Here is a 22,702-nt window from a genome sequence, read left to right as displayed (position 1 = left end):
CCGGGCTTATACATATCCGTGTATCTAGTTTTCCAGCAGCGTCTGGTAGATGTAATGCTCCAGGATCAGCCGTTCCGCCATTGGCAACTCGACAAACTCCAGTCCGTAGCCCTGACCCTCATGGCTGACTTCGGCTTCATGGATATTACGGATCAGTGCCCGCACACTCAGGGTGTGTGACTCGCCTGCCGCCGGGATGCGCAGGCCAAGCAGCAGCTCATCGCCTTTCTCGCCCAGCAGATCGCGACTTTCCAGCATCGCGCCGCCGGCCGACAGGTTGATCATGCGGGCAGAGGCGCTTGGTGCGTCCCCGCGCCGGGCATTGCTGACACTGGCAATCAGCCGGGTATTGACCCGCAGACTCTTGCGCAGCTGATGGATCTGCACCTGCTCAGGCCAGGCCAGATGCAGCAGCGGGTAGGGCGTGTAGCTCATTTTCATCACCGGCGCGAAAAAGCTGATGATGTCCTTCCCGGCAATGGCCTTGAACTGCAGTACCTCATCGTCACGGAAGGGCAGCACGGCCCCATTGGCACCGGTGGCGCTGACCAGCACTGCGGTTTTTTCCAGCCAGCCGATCAGCTTGACTGCCGCCTTGGGTTTGAGTGCATCGCCTGCTGATTGCACATGCACCACCATCCCGGGCAGCAGTTTGGTCTGGTTGAGGGTTTTGGCTGTGGCGCGTGCCGGTGCAGCTTTGGCGGTAGCTACTTCCTGTTGCTCGTCCGTGTCCCGGTGCACGCGCGCGCCGCCGGCTGGCGGGCTGCTGCGCAGGCCGCTCCATTGCGGATTGCGGAATACCCCCAGCTTGAGCAGCACTTCGACCTGTTTTTCATTCTGGATGACGTCGCCGGCGGCGATCAACAAATGGCGCTGCCGGTCATAGACCGGGTAAGGCAAGGCCACGCCGACTTGCAGGTCGGATTTGCGCAGCGGCAGGAGATCGTCATCGGCCATGGAGGTGCAATATCAGAAAGTGGTGATTCACCTTGCATTTGTAATCCAGAACCGACAGCTTGCCAATGCGCAGACGCCTGACTGTGCACGTGATAGAATTCGCCGCCTGCAAAACACTGATCGGCAAGGTTTTTTCATGCTGCATACGCTCAATCCCGCGCAACGTGCTGCCGTGCAATATCTGGGTGGCCCCTGTCTGGTGCTGGCGGGCGCCGGTTCCGGCAAAACGCGGGTAATCACGCAGAAAATCGCCTACCTGATCGAAACCGCCGGCATGGATGCACGCAATATTGCGGCGATCACGTTTACCAACAAGGCGGCCCGTGAAATGCAGGAGCGGGTCTCCACCCTGCTGCCCGCGCCCATGCTGCGCGGGCTGACTGTCTCGACCTTTCACAGCCTCGGCATGCGTTTTCTGCGCGAAGAAGCCAGGCATCTGGGCTACAAGCCGCAGTTTTCGATTCTGGATTCCGCGGATGCCTGGAAGATCATTTCGGACATCCTGCAGACTACCGACAAGGGCTTGATCCGCCAGACGGTCAGCCAGATTTCGCTGCTGAAAAACGACCGCATCGGCCCGGATGATGCCCTCCGCAACGCCGCCAGCGAGGGCGAAATGCATCTGGCGCGACTGTACCGCCAGTATCAGGACACGCTGACGGCCTATCAGGCGGTCGATTTTGACGATTTGATCCGCCTGCCGGTCGATCTGCTGGAGCGCAATGACGACGTTCTGCAGAAATGGCGTTCGCGGCTCAGATACCTGCTGATCGACGAGTGCCAGGACACCAATACCACGCAGTACGATCTGGTGAAGCTCTTGTGCAATGTCTCCGGCCAGTTCACCGCCGTGGGGGATGACGATCAGTCGATCTACGCCTGGCGCGGCGCGAACATGGAAAACCTGCGCACGCTGCAGGACGATTTTCCGCAGCTGCGTGTGATCAAGCTCGAGCAGAATTACCGCTCGGTGGCCCGCATCCTGCGCTGTGCAAATGCGGTGATCGCCAACAATCCCAAGCTGTTCGAGAAAACCCTGTGGAGCGAGCTGGGCGTGGGCGATCCGATCCAGGTGGTCGAAACCAAGAACGAGGAGCATGAAGCCGAGCTGATCGCGATGAAGCTGCTGGCGCACAAGTTCGAAGCGCAGACCGACTTCAAGGACTACGCCATCCTGTATCGCAGCAACTTCCAGGCGCGCATCATCGAGCAGGCGCTGCGCGAGCACCGGATTCCCTACCAGATTTCCGGCGGGCAGTCGTTTTTCGACAAGGCTGAAATCAAGGACATCCTCGCCTATCTGCGCCTCTTGGTGAACGACAAGGACGACCCGGCCTTTATTCGCGCGGTGACGACGCCCAAACGCGGTGTCGGCAATGTCACGCTGGAGAAGCTCGGGGTATATGCCCAGCAGCGAAATATATCGCTGTATGCGGCGGTATACGAGGAGGGGTTCATCCATCAGGTGCAGGCTGCGCAGTACACGCCACTGAAAGATTTTGCCGATTTCATCGGCCGCATGCAGTTCCGCGCGCCGCGCGAGCCAGCCGGTCCCCTGCTGATGGAAATGCTCAAGGCCATCGACTACGAAACCTGGCTGTATGACAGCGAAGAAGCGCGCCCGGCCGAGACCAAGTGGAACACGGTGATGGATTTCGTCGACTGGATCGCCAAGAAGGGCGAGCGCGACGGCAAGGACCTGCTTGAACTTACCCAGACGATTGCGCTGATCACCATGCTCGAAGGGCGCGACGAGGAAGAGGTCGATGCGGTGAAAATGACTACGCTGCACGCGTCGAAAGGCCTGGAATACCCGCATGTGTTTCTGGTTGGCTGCGAGGAAGAAATCCTGCCACACCAGAATTCCATTGAGGCCGGCACCGTCGAGGAAGAGCGCCGGCTGATGTACGTCGGCATCACCCGGGCGCAGCGCACGCTGACCATCACCTGGTGCGGCAAGCGCCGCCGCGCCGGCGAATGGCAAATTACGCAGCCCAGCCGTTTTCTCAAGGAAATGCCGGTTGAGGATGTGCGTTTCTCGGGGCGCCTGGCTCCCGACAAGAACACCCCGGCGATCACCAAACAGGAAGCGCGCGGTATGGCGGCCAGTTTACTAGCCAAGTTATCCTGATTTTTATGGGTATAGCCATGTAAATATTGTTTTAACTGGCTTGTATCGGGATAGGGTTGTGAGTATTTGGGCTTGCCATCGGGCGGCGTCAGGCAGGAAATCGCTGGCAAGGTGACATGTTCCGGCTATGCTGTATACAGCTTGATGTCAGGATGTGCCGCCATGACGCTCCCCGCCGTATCGCTGCAGGATTACATCTTTACCGTTGCCCATGCCGTCGATCTGGTCGGTCTGGATGACCCCTGGCATGGCCGGCGAGTCGGCCTGCTGGCTGCCGAGCTCGCAGTACTTGCTGGCGGTGATGCGGCAAGCCGCAAGCGTTTCTATCATGCCGGCCTGCTGCATGATTGCGGCGTTTCATCGACGGCGGTGCATCAATCACTGACCGCCGAACTGGAGTGGCGCGGTGCAGATGCGCATTGTCAGCGAGGGGCCGCATTGCTGCTGCGCTGCGCTCCCTTGGCGCCGATGGCCGAACTGGTGCGGCATCACCATACCCGCTGGGAACTGTTGGCTGCGAGCGAGTTGTACCGCAGCCAGCCCGAGACCGCACTGGCAGCCAATCTGGTGTATCTGGCCGATCGTATTGATGCGCTCTCGCGTGCCAGTTACGCCGATCGCAGCACGCTGGCCATGGCACCCTCGTTGCGCGAGCAGATCATTGCGCTGAGTGGCAGCCTGTTTGCACCGCAATGGGTGGAGGTGTTTGCGGATGCATCCTCTCGTGAAGCCTTCTGGCTGATGCTCGATAGCGAATGTGTGCTTGATTATCAGGAAGAAATGCGGGCGCTGGATGATGGAACGGTGCTGAGTGCGGAAGAGTTTGTGGCGGGGGCCTATCTGCTGGCAGATATCATTGATGCCAAATCTCCGTTTACTGCCGAGCATTCACTGGGTGTTGCCAGGCTGGCCCGGTTTTTTGCCAGCCGACTGGGGCTGGGAGATGATCGGTGCGCCGCCATCGAGATTGCCGGCTTGCTGCACGATATCGGCAAGCTGCAGATTCCCGATGACATCCTCGATAGTCCCTGCGGCTTGAACGAACACGATGCTGGCATCATGCGTTCGCACAGCTTCGCGACCTATATGGTGCTCAAGCGTTTGAAGGGGGCCGAGGAAATTGCCCGCTGGGCAGCCTGGCATCACGAAACACCGGATGGCCGTGGCTATCCGTTTCACCTGCATGCCGGGGAAATGCCGCTCGAGGCGCGCATTATCCATGTGGCTGATCTGTATCAGGCGTTGGCGCAGCACCGACCCTACCGCAAGGCCATGAGCCCGGAGGCCATTCTGAAGTTGCTGCAGCTGAGGTTGGACCGGCATCTGCTGGAGCCGGACCTGCTGGCGTTGATTGCCGCCGAACCCGATGTGGTGCATCGCGTTGCTGTTGGCGAGGCCGTACCGGCCTGACACGGCTCAGGCCGGGCGGGTTTCCTGGAACGACGCACGCTCTTCGAGTCGCTGCAGGTAATGATCCAGAGCGGGGTGTTCGTCCTGCCAGACGATTTCCGGCAGACGAAAGCGCAGATAGGCCAGCATGACGCCACTGGCGATATCGGCCAGACCATAGTTGTCATTGATGAGGTATTTCTTGTCGCCCAGATCTTCGGCCAGTGCAATGATGCCCCGATCAATCTTGTTGCGCTGCTTGCTGATCCAGTCGGCAGATTGCTGTGCTTCCGGACGGCGACGCTCCAGAGCGATTGCGACAATCGCATCCACGATTCCGTCGGCAAGGGCCTCGCGGCGCTTGACGCTCACGGCCTGCCGGGGGCTGTCCGGCAATAGCCGGCTGACGGGGGAAATGTGGTCGAGGTAATCGACGATCACACTGGAGTCGTATACCGGCTTGCCGTCATCCAGCAGCAGTACCGGCACCTTGCCCAGTGGGTTGTGAGCCACCGCCAGATGATCGGGCTGGCTCAGGTCGGTGAGCAGCAGTTCATAATCGATACGTTTTTCTGCCAGAACGATGCGGACCTTGCGGCCATAGGGGCTATTCGGGGTGGTGATCAGTTTCATGGGGGGCCGGGCTCTGCGCGTAAGCAGGTTATTTTTTCAATATTCTAGCGTGGGGGCAGTTGCGCAAACCAGCGCGCTGGGCGCAACGCCACTGCGAGTGTTGTTTGTCTGGTGATTGCTGCCTGTAAGAAAGACTGGCCAGGCAGCGCCTGGCCAGTTACGACTACATAGTGCAGGCAAAGTTCGATGGTCAGGCCAGCCGGGCGTAGCCGGGAAGAGTCAGGAATTCCACGAATTCTTCGGCTGTGGTGATCTGGTCGAACAGACGAGCGGCTTCATCCAGTGTGGCGGAGTATTTGCCACTGGCGCGGATGCTCGCCACTTCCTCGGGCAGGAGGGCCTTGAACAGCGCAACATCGACCTTGCGTCCATCATCCAGAACACCTTTGCTGCTGCGCAGCCATTGCCAAATCTGTGAACGGCTGATTTCGGCGGTGGCTGCATCTTCCATCAGGTTGTGGATCGGGACGCAGCCCTGGCCGGTCAGCCACGAAGCCAGATACTGGATGCCGACCGAGATGTTGTTGCGCAGCCCCGCTTCGCTAATCGGGGTCTCCGGCTGGAAATCCAGCAAATCACTGGCGCGCACCGTAACGTCATCGCGCTGCTTGGTTATCTGGTTAGGCTTGTCGCCCAATACGGCGTCCCAGGCTGCCATTGCCACGGGGACAAGTCCGGGATGAGCCACCCAGCCACCGTCATAGCCATCCCCCGCATCCCGCTCCTTGTCGCTCTTGACCTGGGCCAGCGCTTTTTCGTTGGCGGCAGGGTCACTTCTCACCGGAATGTAGGCACTCATCCCTCCCATCGCCGGTGCATTGCGCCGGTGGCAGGTCTTCAGCAGCAGCAGGGAATAGGCACGCATGAACGGTACCGTCATGGTGATCTTGCTGCGCTCGGCCAGGCAGAATCCTTCCCGGCGGCGGAATTTCTTGATGCAGCTGAAAATGTAATCCCAGCGGCCAGCATTCAGTCCAGCGGAATGATCGCGCAATTCATACAGAATTTCGTCCATCTCGAATGCGGCAAGGATAGTTTCGATCAGTACCGTCCCCTTGATGATGCCATGAGGGACGCCGAGGAAAGATTCGGTGAAGGTAAACACATCATTCCACAGCCGCGCTTCCAGATGCGATTCCATCTTGGGCAGGTAGAAATAACAGGACGAGCCATGCTCCACCTGATAGCGCAGGTTGTGAAAGGCGGCCAGTCCGAAATCGAACAGGCTGCCCGACATAATTTCGCCGTCGACGGTGACATGCTTTTCGTCCAGATGCCAGCCGCGCGGGCGCAGCACCAGAGTGGCGATCTGCGGGTTGAGCCGGTACTCCTTCCCCTCGGGGCTGGTATAGCCCAGGGTACGGCGGTAGGCGTCGATGATGTTTTGCTGACCTTCGATCTGGTTCTGCCACGTGGGCGTATTGGAGTCCTCAAAGTCCGCCATGAACGATTTTGCGCCAGAGTTGAGCGCATTGATCATCATCTTGCGTTCGACCGGGCCGGTGATCTCAACCCGCCGATCAAGCAGATCCGGCGGCAGTGGCGCAATGCTCCAGTTGCCACTGCGAATGTCGGCTGTCTCGGGCAGATAATCCGGTGTTTCCCCCGCATCAAGGCGGGCCTGGCGCTCGGCGCGGGCCGCCAGCAGTTCCCGCCGCTTGGGCTCGAATTTGCGATGAAGCTGGCTTAGAAAATACAGCGCATCCTGCGAGAGAATATTGGCCTGGCTACTGTCGGCCGCTAGCGGCGTGAGTACGCCGACGGGGATATTGTTCATGGGCTGTCTCCCTGAGGCTATGACAGACGAGCGCCTGCCCATGGGGCAGGCGGGTCGGAACCGTTGATAATCCGGCTTAGTGGAACTGCTCTTCCTCGGTCGAGCCAGTCAGTGCAGTGGTCGAGCTTTGTCCTTGCTGGATCACTTGGGTAACCTGGTCGAAATAGCCGGTGCCCACTTCTCGCTGATGCTTCACTGCCGTGAAGCCGCGATCGGCAGCCGCGAATTCGGCCTGCTGCAGCTCGACAAACGCGCTCATGCCAGTGCGGGCGTAGCCGTGAGCCAGATTGAACATGCCGTAATTCAGGGCGTGGAATCCCGCCAGGGTAATGAACTGGAATTTGTAGCCCATTGCGCCCAGCTCGTGCTGGAACTTGGCAATGGTGGCGTCGTCAAGATTCTTTTTCCAGTTGAACGACGGCGAGCAGTTGTAGGCCAGCATCTTGCCCGGGAATTTGGCATGAATGGCTTCGGCAAAGCGGCGGGCATAGTCCAGATCCGGCTTGCCGGTTTCACACCACACCAGATCGGCGTAGGGTGCGTAAGCCAATCCGCGACTGATGGCCTGCTGCAGGCCCGGCATGGTGCGGTAGAAGCCTTCCGGCGTGCGTTCGCCGGTACAGAACGGCTTGTCGTTGTCATCCACATCGCTGGTCAGGAGGTCGGCGGCTTCGGCATCGGTGCGGGCAATCAGAATGGTCGGAATTCCCATCACGTCGGCGGCCAGCCGGGCGGCTACCAGCTTTTCGACGGCTTCGCGGGTCGGTACCAGTACCTTGCCGCCCATGTGCCCGCACTTCTTCACACTGGCGAGCTGGTCTTCAAAGTGTACGCCGGCGGCGCCCGCTTCAATCATGGCTTTCATCAGCTCGAAGGCATTCAGCACACCGCCAAAGCCGGCTTCGGCATCGGCAACGATGGGGGCAAACCAGTCGATGCTGTCGTCGCCCTCGGCATGGTGGATCTGGTCGGCACGCGCGAAGGTGTTGTTGATGCGGCGTACCACCTGAGGGACGGAGTTGGCCGGATAGAGCGACTGGTCGGGGTACATTTCACCAGCAATGTTGGCGTCCGCGGCGACCTGCCATCCCGAAAGATAGATGGCTTTCAAGCCTGCCTTGACCTGTTGCATGGCCATATTACCTGTCAGTGCGCCCAGGGCATGGACATAGGGCAGCTCGTGCATCAGTTTCCAGAGCTTGTCCGCGCCGCGGCGGGCCAGCGTGTGTTCGACCAATACGGTTCCGCGCAGACGCTCGACATCGGCTGCCGAATACGGACGCTGGATACCTTGCCAGCGCGGGTTGGTGGTCCAGTCCTGCTGCAATTGGGCAATGCGTTGTGCTGCAAGTGTCATCATGGTCTCCAGCGGAATCAGTGAGTTACCTGTCCATTGAAGCAGAAAAATATTGCGCTGCAACAACAATATTCTGATGAAGCGGATTCTCGATGCTGATGGCAAAAACTGTGCACCAATCCCCTTGAAATGCACAGGGGTATCCCCATCTGCTGTCCTGATCTGATTTGGAGGACCGCATGAGCAACGAAGAACTGCATCAGAATGGCGAACCCGCCGTCATCAACGAAGAACCGGCTGCGAGCCCCTCGCTGGACGAGCAACTCGCCAATGCCCTGGCCGAACTGGAAAAAGTGAAGCAGGACGTGATGTACGCCCGTGCCGAAGGTGAAAACATCCGTCGCCGTGGGCTGGAAGAACTCGACAAAGCGCGCAAATTCGCGGTCGAGAAATTTGCCCGCGAGCTGCTGGCCGTGAAGGACGCCATGGAAATGGCGTTGCTGGACACTAGCGGCAATTTCGATGCCCTGAAAATGGGGGTGGATCTCACCCACAAATCGCTGGTTTCCGCGTTTGAAAAATTCGAGCTCAAGGACATCGCTCCAGCGGTAGGTGACAAGCTCGATCCGAACCTGCACCAGGCGATTTCTGCTGTCCCGGCTGACCAGGAAGCCAATACCGTGGTGAACGTGATGCAGAAGGGCTATAGCCTCTCCGGTCGCGTGCTGCGTCCGGCGATGGTGGTCGTCGCCGCCGCCAAGTAAGGTCGGCAATTTTTTGGGGGGCTTGAATGTTGCTTTGCCATCCCCACTTTCACGACAAGGTTAATTGAAGCGGTTGGCCAATACGGTTTAACCCGCATTTCTCATCAGTTTTTTTGAGGTAAGACATCATGGGCAAGATTATTGGTATCGACCTGGGCACCACCAACAGCTGTGTTTCCGTTATCGAAAACGGTCAGCCCAAGGTTATCGAAAACGCCGAAGGCGCTCGCACGACTCCGTCGATCATCGCCTATCAGGAAGACGGTGAAATTCTGGTGGGCGCTCCCGCCAAGCGTCAGGCTGTGACCAACCCGCGGAACACCCTTTATGCCGTGAAGCGCCTGATCGGCCGCCGTTTTGAAGACAAGGAAGTCCAGAAAGACATCGACCTGATGCCGTTTGCCATCGTCAAGGCTGACAATGGCGACGCTTGGGTATCGGTGCGCGACAAGAAAATGGCGCCGCCGCAGATTTCGGCTGAAGTACTGCGCAAGATGAAAAAGACCGCCGAAGACTACCTTGGCGAAGAGGTGACCGAGGCTGTTATTACCGTTCCGGCTTACTTCAACGACAGCCAGCGCCAGGCCACCAAGGATGCCGGCCGTATCGCCGGTCTTGAGGTCAAGCGGATCATCAACGAGCCGACCGCTGCTGCGCTGGCTTTTGGCATGGACAAGATGGAAAAGGGCGACCGCAAGATCGCCGTGTATGACCTCGGTGGTGGCACCTTCGATATCTCCATCATCGAAATTGCCGACGTTGATGGCGACAAGCAGTTCGAAGTACTGGCCACCAATGGCGACACTTTCCTCGGTGGTGAAGACTTCGACCAACGCATCATTGATTACATCATTGGCGAATTCAAGAAAGAGCAGGGCATCGACCTCAAGAACGATGTGATGGCGCTGCAACGCCTGAAGGAAGCCGCCGAAAAGGCCAAGATCGAGCTGTCCTCCAGCCAGCAGACCGAAGTGAATTTGCCCTACATCACCATGGACGCCACCGGTCCGAAGCACCTGGTGCTGAAGATTACCCGTGCCAAGTTCGAGTCGCTGGTGGATGATCTGATCGAGCGCTCGATCGAGCCGTGCCGTGTTGCACTGAAGGACGCGGGCCTGAAGGCTTCCGACATTGATGACGTGATCCTGGTCGGTGGTCAGACCCGCATGCCCAAGGTCATCGACAAGGTGAAGGAATTCTTCGGCAAGGATGCCCGTCGTGACGTGAACCCGGACGAAGCCGTGGCCGTTGGTGCGGCGATTCAGGGCGCTGTGCTGGGTGGCGACCGCAAGGATGTGTTGCTGCTGGATGTGACTCCGCTGTCGCTGGGTATCGAGACGCTGGGTGGCATCATGACCAAGCTGATCCAGAAGAACACGACGATTCCGACCAAGGCTTCGCAAGTGTTCTCCACCGCAGACGACAACCAGACTGCCGTGACCGTGCACGTGCTGCAGGGCGAGCGCGAAAAGGCTTCGGCCAACAAGAGCCTCGGTCAGTTCAATCTGGGTGACATCCCGCCGGCTCCGCGCGGTGTACCGCAGATCGAAGTAACCTTCGACATCGACGCCAACGGTATCCTGCACGTGTCTGCCAAGGACAAGGCCTCCGGCAAGGAAGCCAAGATCACCATCCAGGCATCTTCCGGTCTCTCCGAGGCCGAAATCCAGGCCATGGTGCGCGACGCCGAGCTGAATGCCGAGGAAGACAAGAAGCTGCATGAGCTGGTGACTGCCAAGAATCAGGCCGAAGGCATGATTCACTCGGTGAAGAAGATGCTGACCGATTCCGCCGACAAGGTTGATGCGGCGGAGAAGGAAAAGATCGAAGCCGCCATCAAGGATCTGGAAGAGGTGGTCAAGGGCGACGACAAGGAAGCCATTGAAGCCAAGACCGAAGCGCTGGCCCAGGCTAGCCACAAGGTTGCCGAAGCAATGTATGCCCAGTCTGGCGCTGCTCAGGGCGAGCACGGTTGCGGCAACGAATCCTGCGAAGGCGACTGCCACGATGACGGCAAGAAGAAGGATGACGGCAATGTCGTCGATGCCGAATTCACCGAAGTGAAAGACAACAAGTAAGTTCCTTCCATCACCGGGGCGCAGCCAGTCGGGAGTCATCCTGATGCGCTGCGCCCTTGTGTCTGCATGGTGAAGCAATCATGGCAAAAAAAGATTTTTACGACATCCTTGGCGTTAACCGTGATGCCAGCGATGACGAGATCAAAAAGGCCTACCGCAAGCTGGCGATGAAATATCATCCGGACCGCAATCCGGACAGCAAGGAGGCCGAGGACAAGTTCAAGGAGGCGAAGGAAGCCTACGAGATTTTGTCCGACAAGCAGAAACGCGCGGCGTATGACCAGTATGGCCATGCGGGCGTTGATCCCCAGGCCGGCATGGGCGGCGGTTTCGGTGGCGGTGGCGGTGGTTTTGCTGATGCCTTCTCCGACATCTTCGGCGATATCTTCGGTGGAGGTCGTGGTGGTGGCCGCTCGAATGTCTACCGCGGTGCCGATCTGCGCTATAACCTGGAAATCTCGCTGGAAGAGGCCGCACGCGGCGTCGAGAAGCAGATCAAGATTCCATCGCATGATGAATGCGATAGCTGCCATGGCACCGGCGCCAAGCCGGGTACGGAAGCCAAGACTTGCCACACCTGTGGCGGGCATGGTCAGGTGCGTGTGTCACAAGGCTTTTTCAGTATCCAGCAGACCTGCCCGACCTGTCACGGCAGCGGGAAGTACATTCCCGACCCGTGCCGCAAGTGCTCGGGCACTGGCCGTGTACAGACGACCAAGACGCTGGCGGTGAAGATCCCGGCCGGTGTCGACGAGGGGGACCGCATCCGGCTATCCGGCGAGGGTGAAGCAGGGGTAAATGGCGGCCCTCCCGGTGATCTGTATGTGGTCATGCACATCAAATCGCATAGCGTGTTCCAGCGTGAAGGCAATGATCTGCACTGCGAAATGCCGATCAGCTTTGCCACGGCAGCACTGGGCGGCGAGATCGAAATTCCGACGCTGGATGGCAAGGCACGTATCAGCATCCCAGCGGGTTCGCAAACCGGTCAGGTATTCCGCCTGCGCGGCAAGGGGATCAAGGGGGTGCGCTCGGCGATTACCGGCGACCTGATGTGCCACATCATGGTGGAAACCCCGGTCAATCTCACCAGCCGCCAGAAGGAGCTGTTGAAGGAGTTTGACGAGATCGGTCGCGGCGAATCCGACAAACAGAATCCCCGCGCCAAGTCTTTCATGGATAAGGTGAAGGATTTCTTCGCAAGCTGATGGCTTGGGGTATGTGTCTGGCAGCTTTGTTTATCAAGCTTCTTGTGGCGATACATACCTGTCTGTGTAATAAAAAGGGTGGCGAAAGCCACCCTTTTTATTTCTGGCCGGTGCCGCCTGCGGGCGGATCCAGCCTGCCCAGCAGGATGAGCAGCAGATCGACGTGCATCCAGACAATTACGACCGCCATCGGAATCGCGGGGTAGGCGAGCGCTATCAGCCAGTCCGGCCACTGGCTGCCCTCCGGCAGCGCGGCAATCGCCTGCCAGCCCCAGGTCATTCCGCCCGTCATCAGCAGAAACTGCACGACACCACTGATGTGGCGCTGCAGATAAAAGCGGTGCACGCCGAACATGCCGGCCAGTGCACACAACAAAAGCGCCCGCAGGCGCTTTGTGTTGTCAGTCTGCACGGGGTTACTTGATCAGGCGCAGGTTGTACGGCAGGCGGTAGGCCTGACCTTTGCTGGCAGCCACCGCGCCCAGAATGCAGAACACCAGATGGGCGATCCCGACAGCAAACATCACCAGGAAGCCGACGAGAATGATCGACAGAATCGCACCGGCGATGTAGCCGATGAAGGCCGTGATGGACCAGTTGAGTGCTTCCTTGGATGCATCCAGTACGAATTCGTCGTCCTTTTTGACCAGGAACATGATCAGCGGCACGAGAAAGCCGAAGAACAGGGTGCCCAGCCAGACCAGCAGAGCCATATTGGTGGAGTCCTTACTTGCCGGGGTTGGCAGGCCCGTTTGCAGTTCTTCGCTCATTACATCACTCCTCAGTTGTTTATTTGTTGATGGCAAGATCGTAAAAGCTGGAGGTCAGCAAGGTCAAGTCGCATGGCGGGGGGAGTGACATCCGCCACGCCATGCTGGCCAGCCTGCTCCATTGGTGTTAGCGGGTCAGGCCACCACTCGGGGCCACCATGGTCAGCTCGACGAAGCTCGAGCCATTGCGTTTGCCATTGCTGTAATCAAGCACAAAACCGCCCAGATCGGCCCGGCCCAGGGATTGCATCGATTTCATCACGCTCTCGCGACTGGGGGCTTTGCCGGCACGGCGCAGCGCATCCACGGCCAGGCGCGCAGAGATATAGCCTTCCAGCAGCGCATACGTCGGGTACTCGCCCTTGTTGACCATGGCTGCCGAATCCGCCTGGAATTCGCGGATCAGGCGCAGGCGGGCATCATTCGGGTAGGGGAACACCTGACTGATACCCAGACCGTGTGCAAGTTTGCGGGTGATTGCTTTATCCACTTCTTCATATTGCACAGGTGACAGCGAATAAATCTGCGAGCTGGCCCCCAGTTCACGGTACTGCTTCAGGAAGCGGGCGGCCGGCTGGGAAATGGCAACCAGCAGCACAGCTTCCGGGTTGAGTTTGGCCATGTCCTTGGCAGCCTGGGCGACATTGCCGGAGTTCTTGTCGTATCGAACTTCGCCCACGGCCTGCAGCTTGCGTTTGGCTAGGGCTGCCTTCACCGCGTCAACGCCATCCTGACCAAAGCCGTCGTTCTGCGCCACGATACCAATTCGGGTAACTCCCAGATGGGTCGTGAGCAGCTGAATGGTTTTTTCGACCTCTTCCGCGTAGGAAGCTCGGGTATGGAAGATATTCGGATTGCTGCGTACGGATTGGGCACCAGAATAGATGCCGACCAGTGCGATATTGGCATTTTCCAGGGTGCGTGTTTGCGTCAGTTCGGTGCCGGTTCCGGTGCCGAAATAACTGACCAGTGCCAGCGCATTTTCCTTTTCCACCAGCGTGCGGGTATTGCTGATGGCGCGTTTGGCATCGTAGGCATCGTCAAGCACGACATGGTTGATCATTTCGCCATTGATCCCACCCTGCGCATTGACCCGGCTGAAGTACATGGCGGCACCAATCGCCAGTGCCTTTCCGGTGTCGGCGGCAATGCCCGTGGTGGGAACGGACTGGCCGATGGTCAGGTCGGCCAGAGCCAGGGGCGAGATGGCGAGGCTGGCACAGAGAATCAGTTTGCGGATCACGATCATGCGCTCCTTCGGCGGGCCGCCCGGACACGGAGCCGGGGCAGGCAATCTGCCGGGTTATTCAGAACAGAAAACGGTCAAACGCCGTGCGGGAGCGAATGCGCCACACAGCGATGATCAAAGGCTGTGGTCATCATAAATAAATGTTTGCTGATGGTATAGTGTCGGCTTCTGTCAGAGGAAAAAGTGATGCGTAGAGCCGTCTATGCCGGCAGTTTCGACCCTGTGACCAATGGTCACCTGTGGATGATCGAGCGCGGTGTCAGCCTGTTTGACGAAATGATTGTGGCTATCGGCGAGAACCCCGACAAGCGTTATACCTTCAGTACCGCTGAACGTCTGGATTTGCTCGAGCAGGCGCTGCGGCATCTTCCCCGAGTGCGTATCGAGGTCTTCGAGAACCGCTATCTGGTTGATTTTGCCCGCGAGCGGCAAGCACATTACATTCTGCGTGGTATCCGCGAAGCAGCCGATTACGAATACGAACGCAAGATGCGTTATGTGAACGCCGATCTTGCGCCGCATATCGATACGGTGTTCCTGATGCCGCCGCGCAGCATTGCTGAAATCAGTTCGACCATGGTCAAGGGGCTGGTGGGCCCCAAGGGCTGGGAGCAGGTGGTGGCGCATTACGTGCCGCCACCGGTGCTGAGCCATCTGGTGAACTGGCAGGCCGGCAACCACCGCTAACAAGACTGTAGAGGAATAGCCTGGCGGTCGCATTTACGCCACATCCATCGCGTCGTTGATTCATTAGCTCGCGGTTTGCGCGATGCCTGCAGGCGGAGCAAAAACCGACTTTTCGACAGTCTGCGAAATGACGTCTTTCAGTCGATCAGCACCGAATGGGGCGGAACAATCAATGATTCGTCACGCAGGCGGCTGTCCAGCCAGGGGGTGCAGTCCGCCGCTCCTTGTGGTCGGCCGCAGAAATAACCCTGGATTTCCGCACAACCCAGCCGGTGCAACTGCAGCAGCTCATCGGGTGTTTCGACGCCTTCGGCCAGTGTCGTCAGACCCAGTGCCTGAGCAAGGCTGATGATGGCTTTGACGATGGCACGGTTGCGCTCGTCGTTCAGTTTGATGACAAAGCTGCGATCGATTTTGAGCTTGGAAACATCGAGGTCTTTCAGGTAGGACAGGCAGGAATAACCTGTGCCGAAATCGTCGATGGACACCTGTACGCCCATGCTGCTCAGGGTATTCAGTGTGCTGCGGCAAAGCTCGGCGTCATTGAGCAGCACCGACTCGGTCAGTTCAAGTTCCAGGCAGCGCGCCGGAAGGCCGCTTTCCTGCAGGGTTTCGCGCACCAGTTCGACCAGATTGCCACGGCTGAACTGGATGGCGGAGAGGTTCACCGCCAGTGTGAGTTCCGGATAGCCGGCATCCAGCCAGGATTTCATCTGCCGGCAGGATTCACGCAATACCCAGGCCCCGATATCGAGGATGAAGCCGGTTTCTTCGGCCAGTGGAATGAATTGCGCAGGTGAAATAGCGCCTTTTTGCGGGTGTTGCCAGCGTACCAGCGCTTCAAAGCCGACCAGTTTGCCGCTTTCCAGTTCGATCTGCGGCTGGTAGTGTACCCGCAATTCGCCATTGCGCAGGGCTTGTCGCAGGCGCGTATCCAGCTCCAGCGGATCCTGGGTCTGGTCGGTGGCTGTATCGTGATAGAAGCGATAGGTGTTGCGACCTTCCTGCTTTGACAGGTACAGCGCCGTATCGGCGCGCTGCTGCAATTGGGTGAAATCCTGCCCGTCATCGGGGTAGAGGCTCACGCCGATGCTGGCACCGCTATGCACGGCGCGACCGGACAGATGCAGCGGCATGGCCATGGTCTCGAGAATCTTGCTCGCGACCGCGATGGCTTCCCCGGCATGACTGATGCTGAGTAGCACCAGGAATTCGTCTCCGCCCAGCCGGGCCACAGTATCGCATTCACGGATGCAGTCATGCAGGCGAGCGCTGACCAGTTGCAGCAGCATGTCTCCGGTCGGATGCCCCAGCGTATCGTTCACCAGCTTGAAGCGATCCAGGTCAATGAACAGCAGGGCCAGCTTGCTTTGCTCCCGGTCGGCGCGGGCGCGGGCAACCAGAAAGCGGTCGGCCAGCAGCAAGCGGTTGGGCAGGCCGGTGAGCGGATCGTGATAGGCCATGTATTCGATCTGGGCCTGTTGCCGTTTGCGCTCGGAAATATCGGTCATCACGCCAACGTAGTGCGTGATCTGTCCTTGCGGGTTGAGAACGCAGTTGACGGACATACCAATCGGCAGGTGATTGCCCTTGCGGCGGCGCAACTGCAGTTCTCCCTGCCAGGCGCGGTTGAAGCGCAGGGTAGAGCGGTGGCGCCGGTATTCGGCCAGGTTCTCGAGCAGGAACAGGCGCTGGGCATGGCTGCCCTGCAGCTGCGCTTCGGATTGGCCACTCAGCAAGCAGAAGGCACGGTTGGCTTTGACGATACGGAACTGGGCATCGGTAATCAGCACGCCCTCGCTGTTGTTGTCGAAAACGGTGGCGGCCAGTTTCAGTTCATTTTGTGCCTGCTGCTGCGCGGTGATGTCCTCGCCGATCGAAATCGTGCCGACCACACTGCCGGACGGGTCTCGCCGCAGGGTGTTGTGCCAGCGGATCAGGCGGGCTCCGCCATTGTGGCAGCGGATGTGGGTTTCGTTGACTTCCTTGAGAGTCTGGTTGGCCAGTGCGTGCTGGTAAAGTGCAGGCAGTTGCTGTTCGGGACGGCCGAACATCGCGAACCAGTTCTGGCCGAGCAGATCGCTGACCTGATAGCCAAGTAGCCGGGCCAGATGCTCGGAGCAGAACACGATACCACCTGCGGTATCCAGCACAACGGTGATCAGATCGACACTATTGAGGGTGTCACTGAGCTGGCGCTCAACCGCGCGCAAGCGGGCCTGCGTCTGCCGCTCATCGGTAACGTCCAGGTGTGTGCCCATCATCCGGCGAGGTTGTCCGTCCGGATAGCGTTCGACGACTTCACCGGAAGACAGGATGTGCCGGTACTGGCCGTGACTGTCACGCAGGCGGAATTCCTGCTGGTAGTGAGTGCTGGTGCCCCCCAGGTAGTCCTGCAGGTATGCGAGCACCCGCTCGCGGTCATCGGGGTGCAGGCGATTGCGGAAGCCATCTGCATCTTCACTGAAATGTTCGGCGGGGTAGCCCAGTTGATGGGCATATTCGCGGTTGATGCGGATACCACGCTGGTTTTCCAGGATTTCATATTCCCAGATGCCGATCCGGCTGGCGCCGATGACCATCTGCATTCGCTTGCGATCGGCCTGCCAGGCATGCTGCAGGCGCAACTGGTGCAGCACCAGCCAGCAGTCACGCCCGAGATCCTCCAGCAACTGGCGATCAACGTCGTCGTATTCGCGAACCTTGCCGCTGACTGCCAGATGGAGGAATTCATTGCCGCTCCCTGCCAGGCGAACGGCAAGCTGCCGCTCGCTGCCCTGTGGGGCGCAGGCATCGAAGGAGAGATAGACCGTCGAGCTGTCGGTCAGTCGCATGGCCAGTTGCCGGATTTCATCCAGTAAACCGGCTTCGTCCAGCTGGGTGCCCATGCTCTGCAGGTAGAGCATGTGCTCGGCGCGTAGCCGGCTGCGCTGGCTGGCCGTCTTCTGTCGCATCTGCGAGGTGATATCGACGAAATGCACAATCACTTCGCAGAGCTTGCCGTCAGCATCCAGTCGCGGGAAGGCGTCCGTGAGACACCACACCAGTGGGCGGGTCGCGCCGTCGGAAATGCCGTAGATGCGATCCTGTACCGCTTGCAAGCTGCTGAGTACAAGCCTGTTGGGGTATTGCTCTAGAGGGACCGGATTGCCTTGCTCATCGACTAATACCCAGCTGCGCTCAACCTGGTCGAGTGGGATGCCCAGTTGCTCGTCGCTCAGCCCCAGCAGCTCGGCAGCCATCGGATTGAATTCCGTGATGCAGCCATCGGCAGAGTGCGCCACGATGCCGGTGCGCAGCGCTCCCAGCAGCGCGCGGGCGCGCAGGGCGTTCTGCTCCAGAGCCTGTGAGCGTTCCAGCACTGCCGCTTCCAGCCGGTGGGTGTAGTCATCCGCCAGTGCACGCGCCTGCACTTCCTGATCGATATTGCGCAGTCCCAGTGCCAGCCCCGGTGGTGCCGGGTAGATTTGCACGCGATAGTTGTGCTCGTCCTGACGGAAGGTCAGTGTCTGCTCCAGTCGCAGCGGCTGCTGGCGGCTTTCCACACTACACAGCAGCGCATACAGCGCCTCGCTATCGGCCTGGTTGGCCCAGTCACGGCGGATCTGCTTGCCCTGCAGGTGATCGACATCCGGCAGGCGCAATTCGCGCGCGGCCGCCGCGTTGGCGAAAACGCAGAGGAAGTCGCAGATCGATCCCCGCTCGTCAAACACCGGGTCAAGCAGCATCAGTGCGTGCGGCCCCGCAGCCAGTGCACGGGCAAGCCGGGTATCAAAGCAGAACGAGCAGGAGTCTTGTGCTGAATCAGCGGGAGCAATCATTGCCTAGCCGGGCGTTACATTAGCAAATTCTTAATCCGGCAAGCATATCCTCTGGGCTGGTAGAATTCCATTCTTTACGCTCACCACTGCATCATTTATGGCTGATCTCGCCAGTTATCGAAACCGTCTGCTGAAAAATCACCGCCACTGGGGCAAATGGGCCCGCCGGCAGGGGCTGGAGGCGTATCGCATCTACGATCGCGATGTCCCGGAATTTCCCGTCATTGTCGATGTTTATGGTGAGCGCGTGCACCTGCAGGAATTCGACACCGGCTGGCAGCAGAGCGAGGAAGAACACTCGGCCTGGCTGGAGGCAATCCGCCTGGCCACCGCCGACGTACTGGGGATCCCCGCGCCGGCGGTGGTGCTCAAGCGCCGCGAGCGCCAGAAAGGTACCGAGCAGTACGAGAAAACCGGCGAGCAGGGCGAAGATTTTGTCGTTGTCGAGAACGGGCTGAAATTCTGGGTGAATCTTGGCGCCTATCTGGATACCGGGCTATTTCTCGATCACCGCAATACCCGCAAGCGGGTGTTGCAGGAGGCGGCCGGCAAACGTTTCCTCAATCTCTTCAGTTACACCGGCGCATTCAGCGTCTATGCCGCCGCTGGGGGCGCGCGCGAGTCGCTGACAGTTGACCTGTCGAATACCTATCTCGACTGGGCTGGGCGCAATTTCGAGCTGAACGGCATCGATTCCGCACGGCACCAGCGCGTGCGCGCCGACGTGTTCCAGTTTTTGCAGAACGCGATGGCCGATCGGGAGCGTTTCGATCTGATCGTGATGGATCCGCCGAGCTTTTCCAATTCCAAGAAAATGGCCGGCGTGCTCGACGTGCAGCGCGATCATCCCTGGCTGATCGAGTCGTGTCTTGAGCTGCTCAACCCCGCAGGCGTGCTGTATTTCTCCAACAATCTGCGTAGCTTCAAGCTCGACGATAGCTTCAAGCCGCTGTGTGAGGATCTCTCCGCGCAATCGGTTCCGGAAGATTTTCGTAACAAGCGCATTCACCAGTGCTGGCGCTTTGTCAAGAAAGCCTAAGGGGTATGTGCTTGAAGGCTACTTTTGAAAATGTTTGCGAGGCAATAGAGGGTAAGGTATATCCGTGAGTGCCAACCGCTTCTTCGATCAGCCACTGGTGCTGGTCGATCTGGAAACCACGGGCGCCAATCCGCTGCGTGACCGGATTACCGAAATCGGCATCGTCAGTATCGACGAGCACGGCAGCCAGCGCTGGAGCTCACTGGTCAATCCGCAGCAGCCGATTTCCGATTTCATCCGCGAGCTGACCGGGATCGATGATGCCATGGTGGCTGAGGCGCCGGTGTTTGCCGAGCTGGCTGCCGAGGTATTGGCACGGCTGAAGGGGCGGGTACTGGTCGCACACAACGCCCGTTTCGATTACGGCTTTCTGCGCAGTGAATTCAAGCGCGCAGGGATTAAGTTCAACGCGCCGGTGCTCTGCACCGTCAAACTCTCCAAGGTGCTCTATCCGCATGAGTACAAGCACAGTCTGGATGCGCTGATTGCCCGTCACGGCTTGACCTTCGAGGGCGGGCGGCATCGCGCGCTGACCGATGCCGTACTGCTGGAGGATTTTCTGGAGGTTGCGCTGCGCGAGCATGGCACGCTGCGCCTACATGAGGCGGTCACCGAGCTGGTGAAGCTGCCGCTGCTGCCGCCCGGTGTCGACCCGCAGGTTGCCGACGATCTGCCTGAGGGCGCAGGGGTCTTCGTCTTCTACGCGGCGGATGGGCAGGCGCTGTTGCTGGGGCATGCCAGCAATATCCGCAAGCGGGTGCTGCAGTTTTTCGTTCCGGCGGCCAAGATCGGCAAGCTCAGTCGCGACATGGCCAGTGCCCATGTGTTGCTGCAGCAGACCACACGCATCGATTGGGTGGAAACCGCCGGTGAATTTGGCGCCCAGCTGGTCGAGGCGCGGCTGCTGCGCCAGCTGCAGCCGAAGCTGAATCCGCCGCAGCGGCGCGAACAGGATTTGTGTGCGTGGTTATTGCGCGAGCGCGCAGATGGCTTGCTGCTGCCGGAGCTGGTCGAGCTGGACGGCTTTGATTTTTCCACCGCCGAGGCGCTGTACGGGCCGTTTCGCAGTCGCCGTGAAGCGCGGCAGCTGCTGACCAGGCTGGCTGACAGCAATGGCCTGTGCCGGCTGGCGATGGGGCTGGAGCTCAAGCCGGGGCGCGGCAAGGGCTGTACTGCCTGCGCACTGGGGCGACGCGATAATGTGTGTGTCGCCACCTTGCCTCCGCTGGCGCACAATGCCCGGCTACTGGCAGGACTGTCGCGGCACCGGTTTGCCCGCTGGCCCTACCCGGGGGTGATCGCGATCACCGAGGGGCCGCAATGGGGCAGCCAGCTGCATCTGGTCAACCACTGGTGCTACCTTGGTTCGGTGCATGATGCCGCCGAAATTCCATCGGTGCTGGCCGATGCCGCGCCGCAATTTGATGTGGAGTGCTACCGGCTGATCCAGAAACTGCTGAAAGATCCGGCGGGGCGGGTGCAGCTACTGGATTGACTGGCCGGCTGCTTGCGCGCATGCTGTCTTTTTGTGTAAACAAGCCGGGGCGAACACATGGCGAAATATCAGTTCTTCCGCAATGCCGACCAGCCGGGCAGTACGGTGCTCTACCTCTGTACGGACAGCAGTGACTTTCTGATGCAGAAGGACGGATTGCTGGCTCAAGGCTACGAAGTGGAGGGCGACATGATTGTTGCCGCCAGTGCCGAAGCAGCAATTGCACAATTCCGTCATGGCGCTGCCGGCGCTGCGCTGGATGCAAGCCGTGGCTATGCCATGGTGGGGGCGCTGCAGGCGGTGGTTGGTCTGGCAGGCTCGGCGCTCGACCGTATGCGTGGCCGCTGAATTGGCCGGAGGGGCTAGCCCCTCTTTGGGGCGATTAATGCGGCAGCAGGAAGTGCGGCAGAGCGATTAGCGCTACCCCCGCCAGAATCAGCGTAACTTGCTGGGCGGTATCGCGCAGATGCGGGCGCTTGTGCAGGCCGGGAATCAGGTCGGCAATCGCGACATAGATCATGCTTGAGGCACCCAGAGCCAGCAGGTAGGGCTGCAATTGTTCCACCAGTCCGAGCGACCAGTACGCCAGCAGGGCACCAGCGAGCGCCGCCAGCGACGACAGCAGATTGAACAGCAGTGCGCGCGCCTTGCTGTAGCCCGAGTGCAGCAGCACGATGAAATCCCCGACTTCCTGCGGGATTTCGTGGGCGATGATCGCGGCCGCAGTGGCAATCCCGACGCTGGTGTCGGCCATGAAGGCTGCAGCAATCAGTGCGCCATCCAGGAAGTTGTGGAAGGTGTCGCCGATGATGATCATCATCCCGGCGCGCCCGTGGCCATGGCTGTGGCCGTCATGACTATGCGAGTGCTCATGAGGTTCGAGCTCTTCGCATTGTTCGTGGTGGCAGTGCCGCCAGATCACCAGCTTTTCCAGAATGAAAAACGCCAGAATCCCGGCCAGTAGCGTCAGTGAAATGCTGGCCGCCGATGGGCGCTCGTGCGGATGTTCATCTCCGGCTGCGGCCTCTGTTGGCGCAATTTCGGCTGAGGCAGAGGAGGGCTGATGGGCATGTTCTTCATCATGGTGCGTGTGCCCTTCATGATCGTGCTCGTCATGCGGCTGATCGACCGTGCTGGCAGGGGCGCTGGCGGCTGATTGAGATGCCACAGTCACCGCGGAGCTTGTTTCGCCGTGCTCGTGTTCACCGAAGGCGTGGGGCAGAATTTCCAGAAAGGCCGCAGCAAGCAGCGCGCCGACCGCGAAGCTCACCAGCTTGGGGATCCAGCTCGGCCGAGCGGTGTACGCCAGTAGTGCTGCTGCGGTGACGCTCAGCAGGCTGCCGGCCAGCGTGGCAAAAATGATCCAGCTCAGGGTGCTCATGCGATTGACACGATTTGCAAGACAAG

At 59.5% G+C, this 22,702-nt stretch carries 18 protein-coding genes; 9 read left to right on the top strand and 9 right to left on the bottom strand.

What is annotated here, in order from left to right; all coding sequences use genetic code 11:
* Window positions 1–24 precede the first annotated feature (24 nt).
* Entirely contained in the window at window positions 25–957 is a 933-nt protein-coding gene (locus tag INR99_RS13625; protein WP_194116905.1) for a flagellar brake protein, read from the bottom strand.
* A 136-nt stretch (window positions 958–1,093) separates the two neighbouring features.
* Here INR99_RS13625 and INR99_RS13620 point away from each other — a divergent pair, with 136 nt between their 5' ends.
* Window positions 1,094–3,088: a UvrD-helicase domain-containing protein gene (locus INR99_RS13620; protein WP_194116904.1), complete on the top strand. Its 1,995-nt coding sequence runs from the start codon at window positions 1,094–1,096 to the stop codon at window positions 3,086–3,088.
* 162 nt (window positions 3,089–3,250) lie between these two features.
* Window positions 3,251–4,498 carry an HD-GYP domain-containing protein gene (locus INR99_RS13615; RefSeq protein ID WP_194116902.1) on the top strand — a complete coding sequence of 416 codons (1,248 nt, stop codon included), beginning with the start codon at window positions 3,251–3,253 and terminating at the stop codon, window positions 4,496–4,498.
* 6 nt (window positions 4,499–4,504) lie between these two features.
* On the opposite strand, the gene INR99_RS13610 is transcribed toward INR99_RS13615, so the two are convergent.
* The 3 genes from INR99_RS13610 to aceA form a co-directional block, all read right to left on the bottom strand.
* Window positions 4,505–5,110, bottom strand: a complete 606-nt coding sequence (locus tag INR99_RS13610; RefSeq protein ID WP_194116901.1) for a glutathione S-transferase N-terminal domain-containing protein — start codon at window positions 5,108–5,110, stop codon at window positions 4,505–4,507.
* 190 nt (window positions 5,111–5,300) lie between these two features.
* Window positions 5,301–6,887: a malate synthase A gene (aceB, locus tag INR99_RS13605; RefSeq protein WP_194116900.1), complete on the bottom strand. Its 1,587-nt coding sequence runs from the start codon at window positions 6,885–6,887 to the stop codon at window positions 5,301–5,303.
* 76 nt (window positions 6,888–6,963) lie between these two features.
* Window positions 6,964–8,244, bottom strand: a complete 1,281-nt coding sequence (aceA, locus tag INR99_RS13600; protein WP_194116898.1) for an isocitrate lyase — start codon at window positions 8,242–8,244, stop codon at window positions 6,964–6,966.
* A gap of 179 nt (window positions 8,245–8,423) precedes the next feature.
* Between aceA and grpE the strand changes: the two genes are divergently transcribed.
* The 3 genes from grpE to dnaJ all read left to right on the top strand — a co-directional run bounded on the left by grpE (window position 8,424) and on the right by dnaJ (window position 12,234).
* Window positions 8,424–8,948, top strand: a complete 525-nt coding sequence (gene grpE / locus INR99_RS13595) for a nucleotide exchange factor GrpE (RefSeq protein ID WP_194116896.1) — start codon at window positions 8,424–8,426, stop codon at window positions 8,946–8,948.
* Between the two features lie 128 nt (window positions 8,949–9,076).
* The gene (gene dnaK / locus INR99_RS13590; RefSeq protein ID WP_194116894.1) at window positions 9,077–11,026 is read left to right on the top strand and encodes a molecular chaperone DnaK; all 1,950 of its coding nucleotides are present in this window, start codon (window positions 9,077–9,079) and stop codon (window positions 11,024–11,026) included.
* Between the two features lie 80 nt (window positions 11,027–11,106).
* Window positions 11,107–12,234: a molecular chaperone DnaJ gene (gene dnaJ, locus INR99_RS13585; protein WP_194116893.1), complete on the top strand. Its 1,128-nt coding sequence runs from the start codon at window positions 11,107–11,109 to the stop codon at window positions 12,232–12,234.
* A 97-nt stretch (window positions 12,235–12,331) separates the two neighbouring features.
* Here dnaJ and INR99_RS13580 read toward each other — a convergent pair whose 3' ends face one another.
* From INR99_RS13580 to INR99_RS13570, 3 genes are all read right to left on the bottom strand, one after another.
* Complete coding sequence (locus INR99_RS13580; protein ID WP_194116892.1) at window positions 12,332–12,646, bottom strand: NINE protein; 315 nt, start codon at window positions 12,644–12,646, stop codon at window positions 12,332–12,334.
* Window positions 12,647–12,650: 4 nt separating this feature from the next.
* The gene (locus INR99_RS13575; protein ID WP_194116890.1) at window positions 12,651–13,004 is read right to left on the bottom strand and encodes a DUF4870 domain-containing protein; all 354 of its coding nucleotides are present in this window, start codon (window positions 13,002–13,004) and stop codon (window positions 12,651–12,653) included.
* Between the two features lie 127 nt (window positions 13,005–13,131).
* Window positions 13,132–14,253: an ABC transporter substrate-binding protein gene (locus INR99_RS13570; RefSeq protein WP_194116889.1), complete on the bottom strand. Its 1,122-nt coding sequence runs from the start codon at window positions 14,251–14,253 to the stop codon at window positions 13,132–13,134.
* 186 nt (window positions 14,254–14,439) lie between these two features.
* Here INR99_RS13570 and coaD point away from each other — a divergent pair, with 186 nt between their 5' ends.
* Window positions 14,440–14,940, top strand: a complete 501-nt coding sequence (coaD, locus tag INR99_RS13565; protein ID WP_194116887.1) for a pantetheine-phosphate adenylyltransferase — start codon at window positions 14,440–14,442, stop codon at window positions 14,938–14,940.
* A 137-nt stretch (window positions 14,941–15,077) separates the two neighbouring features.
* On the opposite strand, the gene INR99_RS13560 is transcribed toward coaD, so the two are convergent.
* Window positions 15,078–18,761, bottom strand: a complete 3,684-nt coding sequence (locus tag INR99_RS13560) for an EAL domain-containing protein (RefSeq protein WP_194116886.1) — start codon at window positions 18,759–18,761, stop codon at window positions 15,078–15,080.
* 97 nt (window positions 18,762–18,858) lie between these two features.
* Here INR99_RS13560 and INR99_RS13555 point away from each other — a divergent pair, with 97 nt between their 5' ends.
* The 3 genes from INR99_RS13555 (at window position 18,859) to INR99_RS13545 (ending at window position 21,643) form a co-directional block, all read left to right on the top strand.
* Window positions 18,859–19,800 carry a class I SAM-dependent methyltransferase gene (locus tag INR99_RS13555; RefSeq protein ID WP_194116884.1) on the top strand — a complete coding sequence of 314 codons (942 nt, stop codon included), beginning with the start codon at window positions 18,859–18,861 and terminating at the stop codon, window positions 19,798–19,800.
* A gap of 64 nt (window positions 19,801–19,864) precedes the next feature.
* The gene (locus INR99_RS13550) at window positions 19,865–21,295 is read left to right on the top strand and encodes an exonuclease domain-containing protein (protein WP_194116883.1); all 1,431 of its coding nucleotides are present in this window, start codon (window positions 19,865–19,867) and stop codon (window positions 21,293–21,295) included.
* Between the two features lie 57 nt (window positions 21,296–21,352).
* Window positions 21,353–21,643, top strand: coding sequence for a hypothetical protein (locus tag INR99_RS13545; RefSeq protein WP_194116882.1), 291 nt, complete (start codon window positions 21,353–21,355; stop codon window positions 21,641–21,643).
* Window positions 21,644–21,677: 34 nt separating this feature from the next.
* On the opposite strand, the gene INR99_RS13540 is transcribed toward INR99_RS13545, so the two are convergent.
* Window positions 21,678–22,676 (bottom strand): ZIP family metal transporter, encoded by a 999-nt coding sequence (locus INR99_RS13540; RefSeq protein WP_194116880.1) that lies wholly within the window; start codon window positions 22,674–22,676, stop codon window positions 21,678–21,680.
* Window positions 22,677–22,702 lie beyond the last annotated feature (26 nt).

It is taken from the genome of Chitinilyticum piscinae, assembly GCF_015223195.1.
Classification (GTDB): Bacteria; Pseudomonadota; Gammaproteobacteria; order Burkholderiales; family Chitinibacteraceae; genus Chitinilyticum; species Chitinilyticum piscinae.
This window is presented reverse-complemented; position numbering and strand designations above follow the sequence as displayed.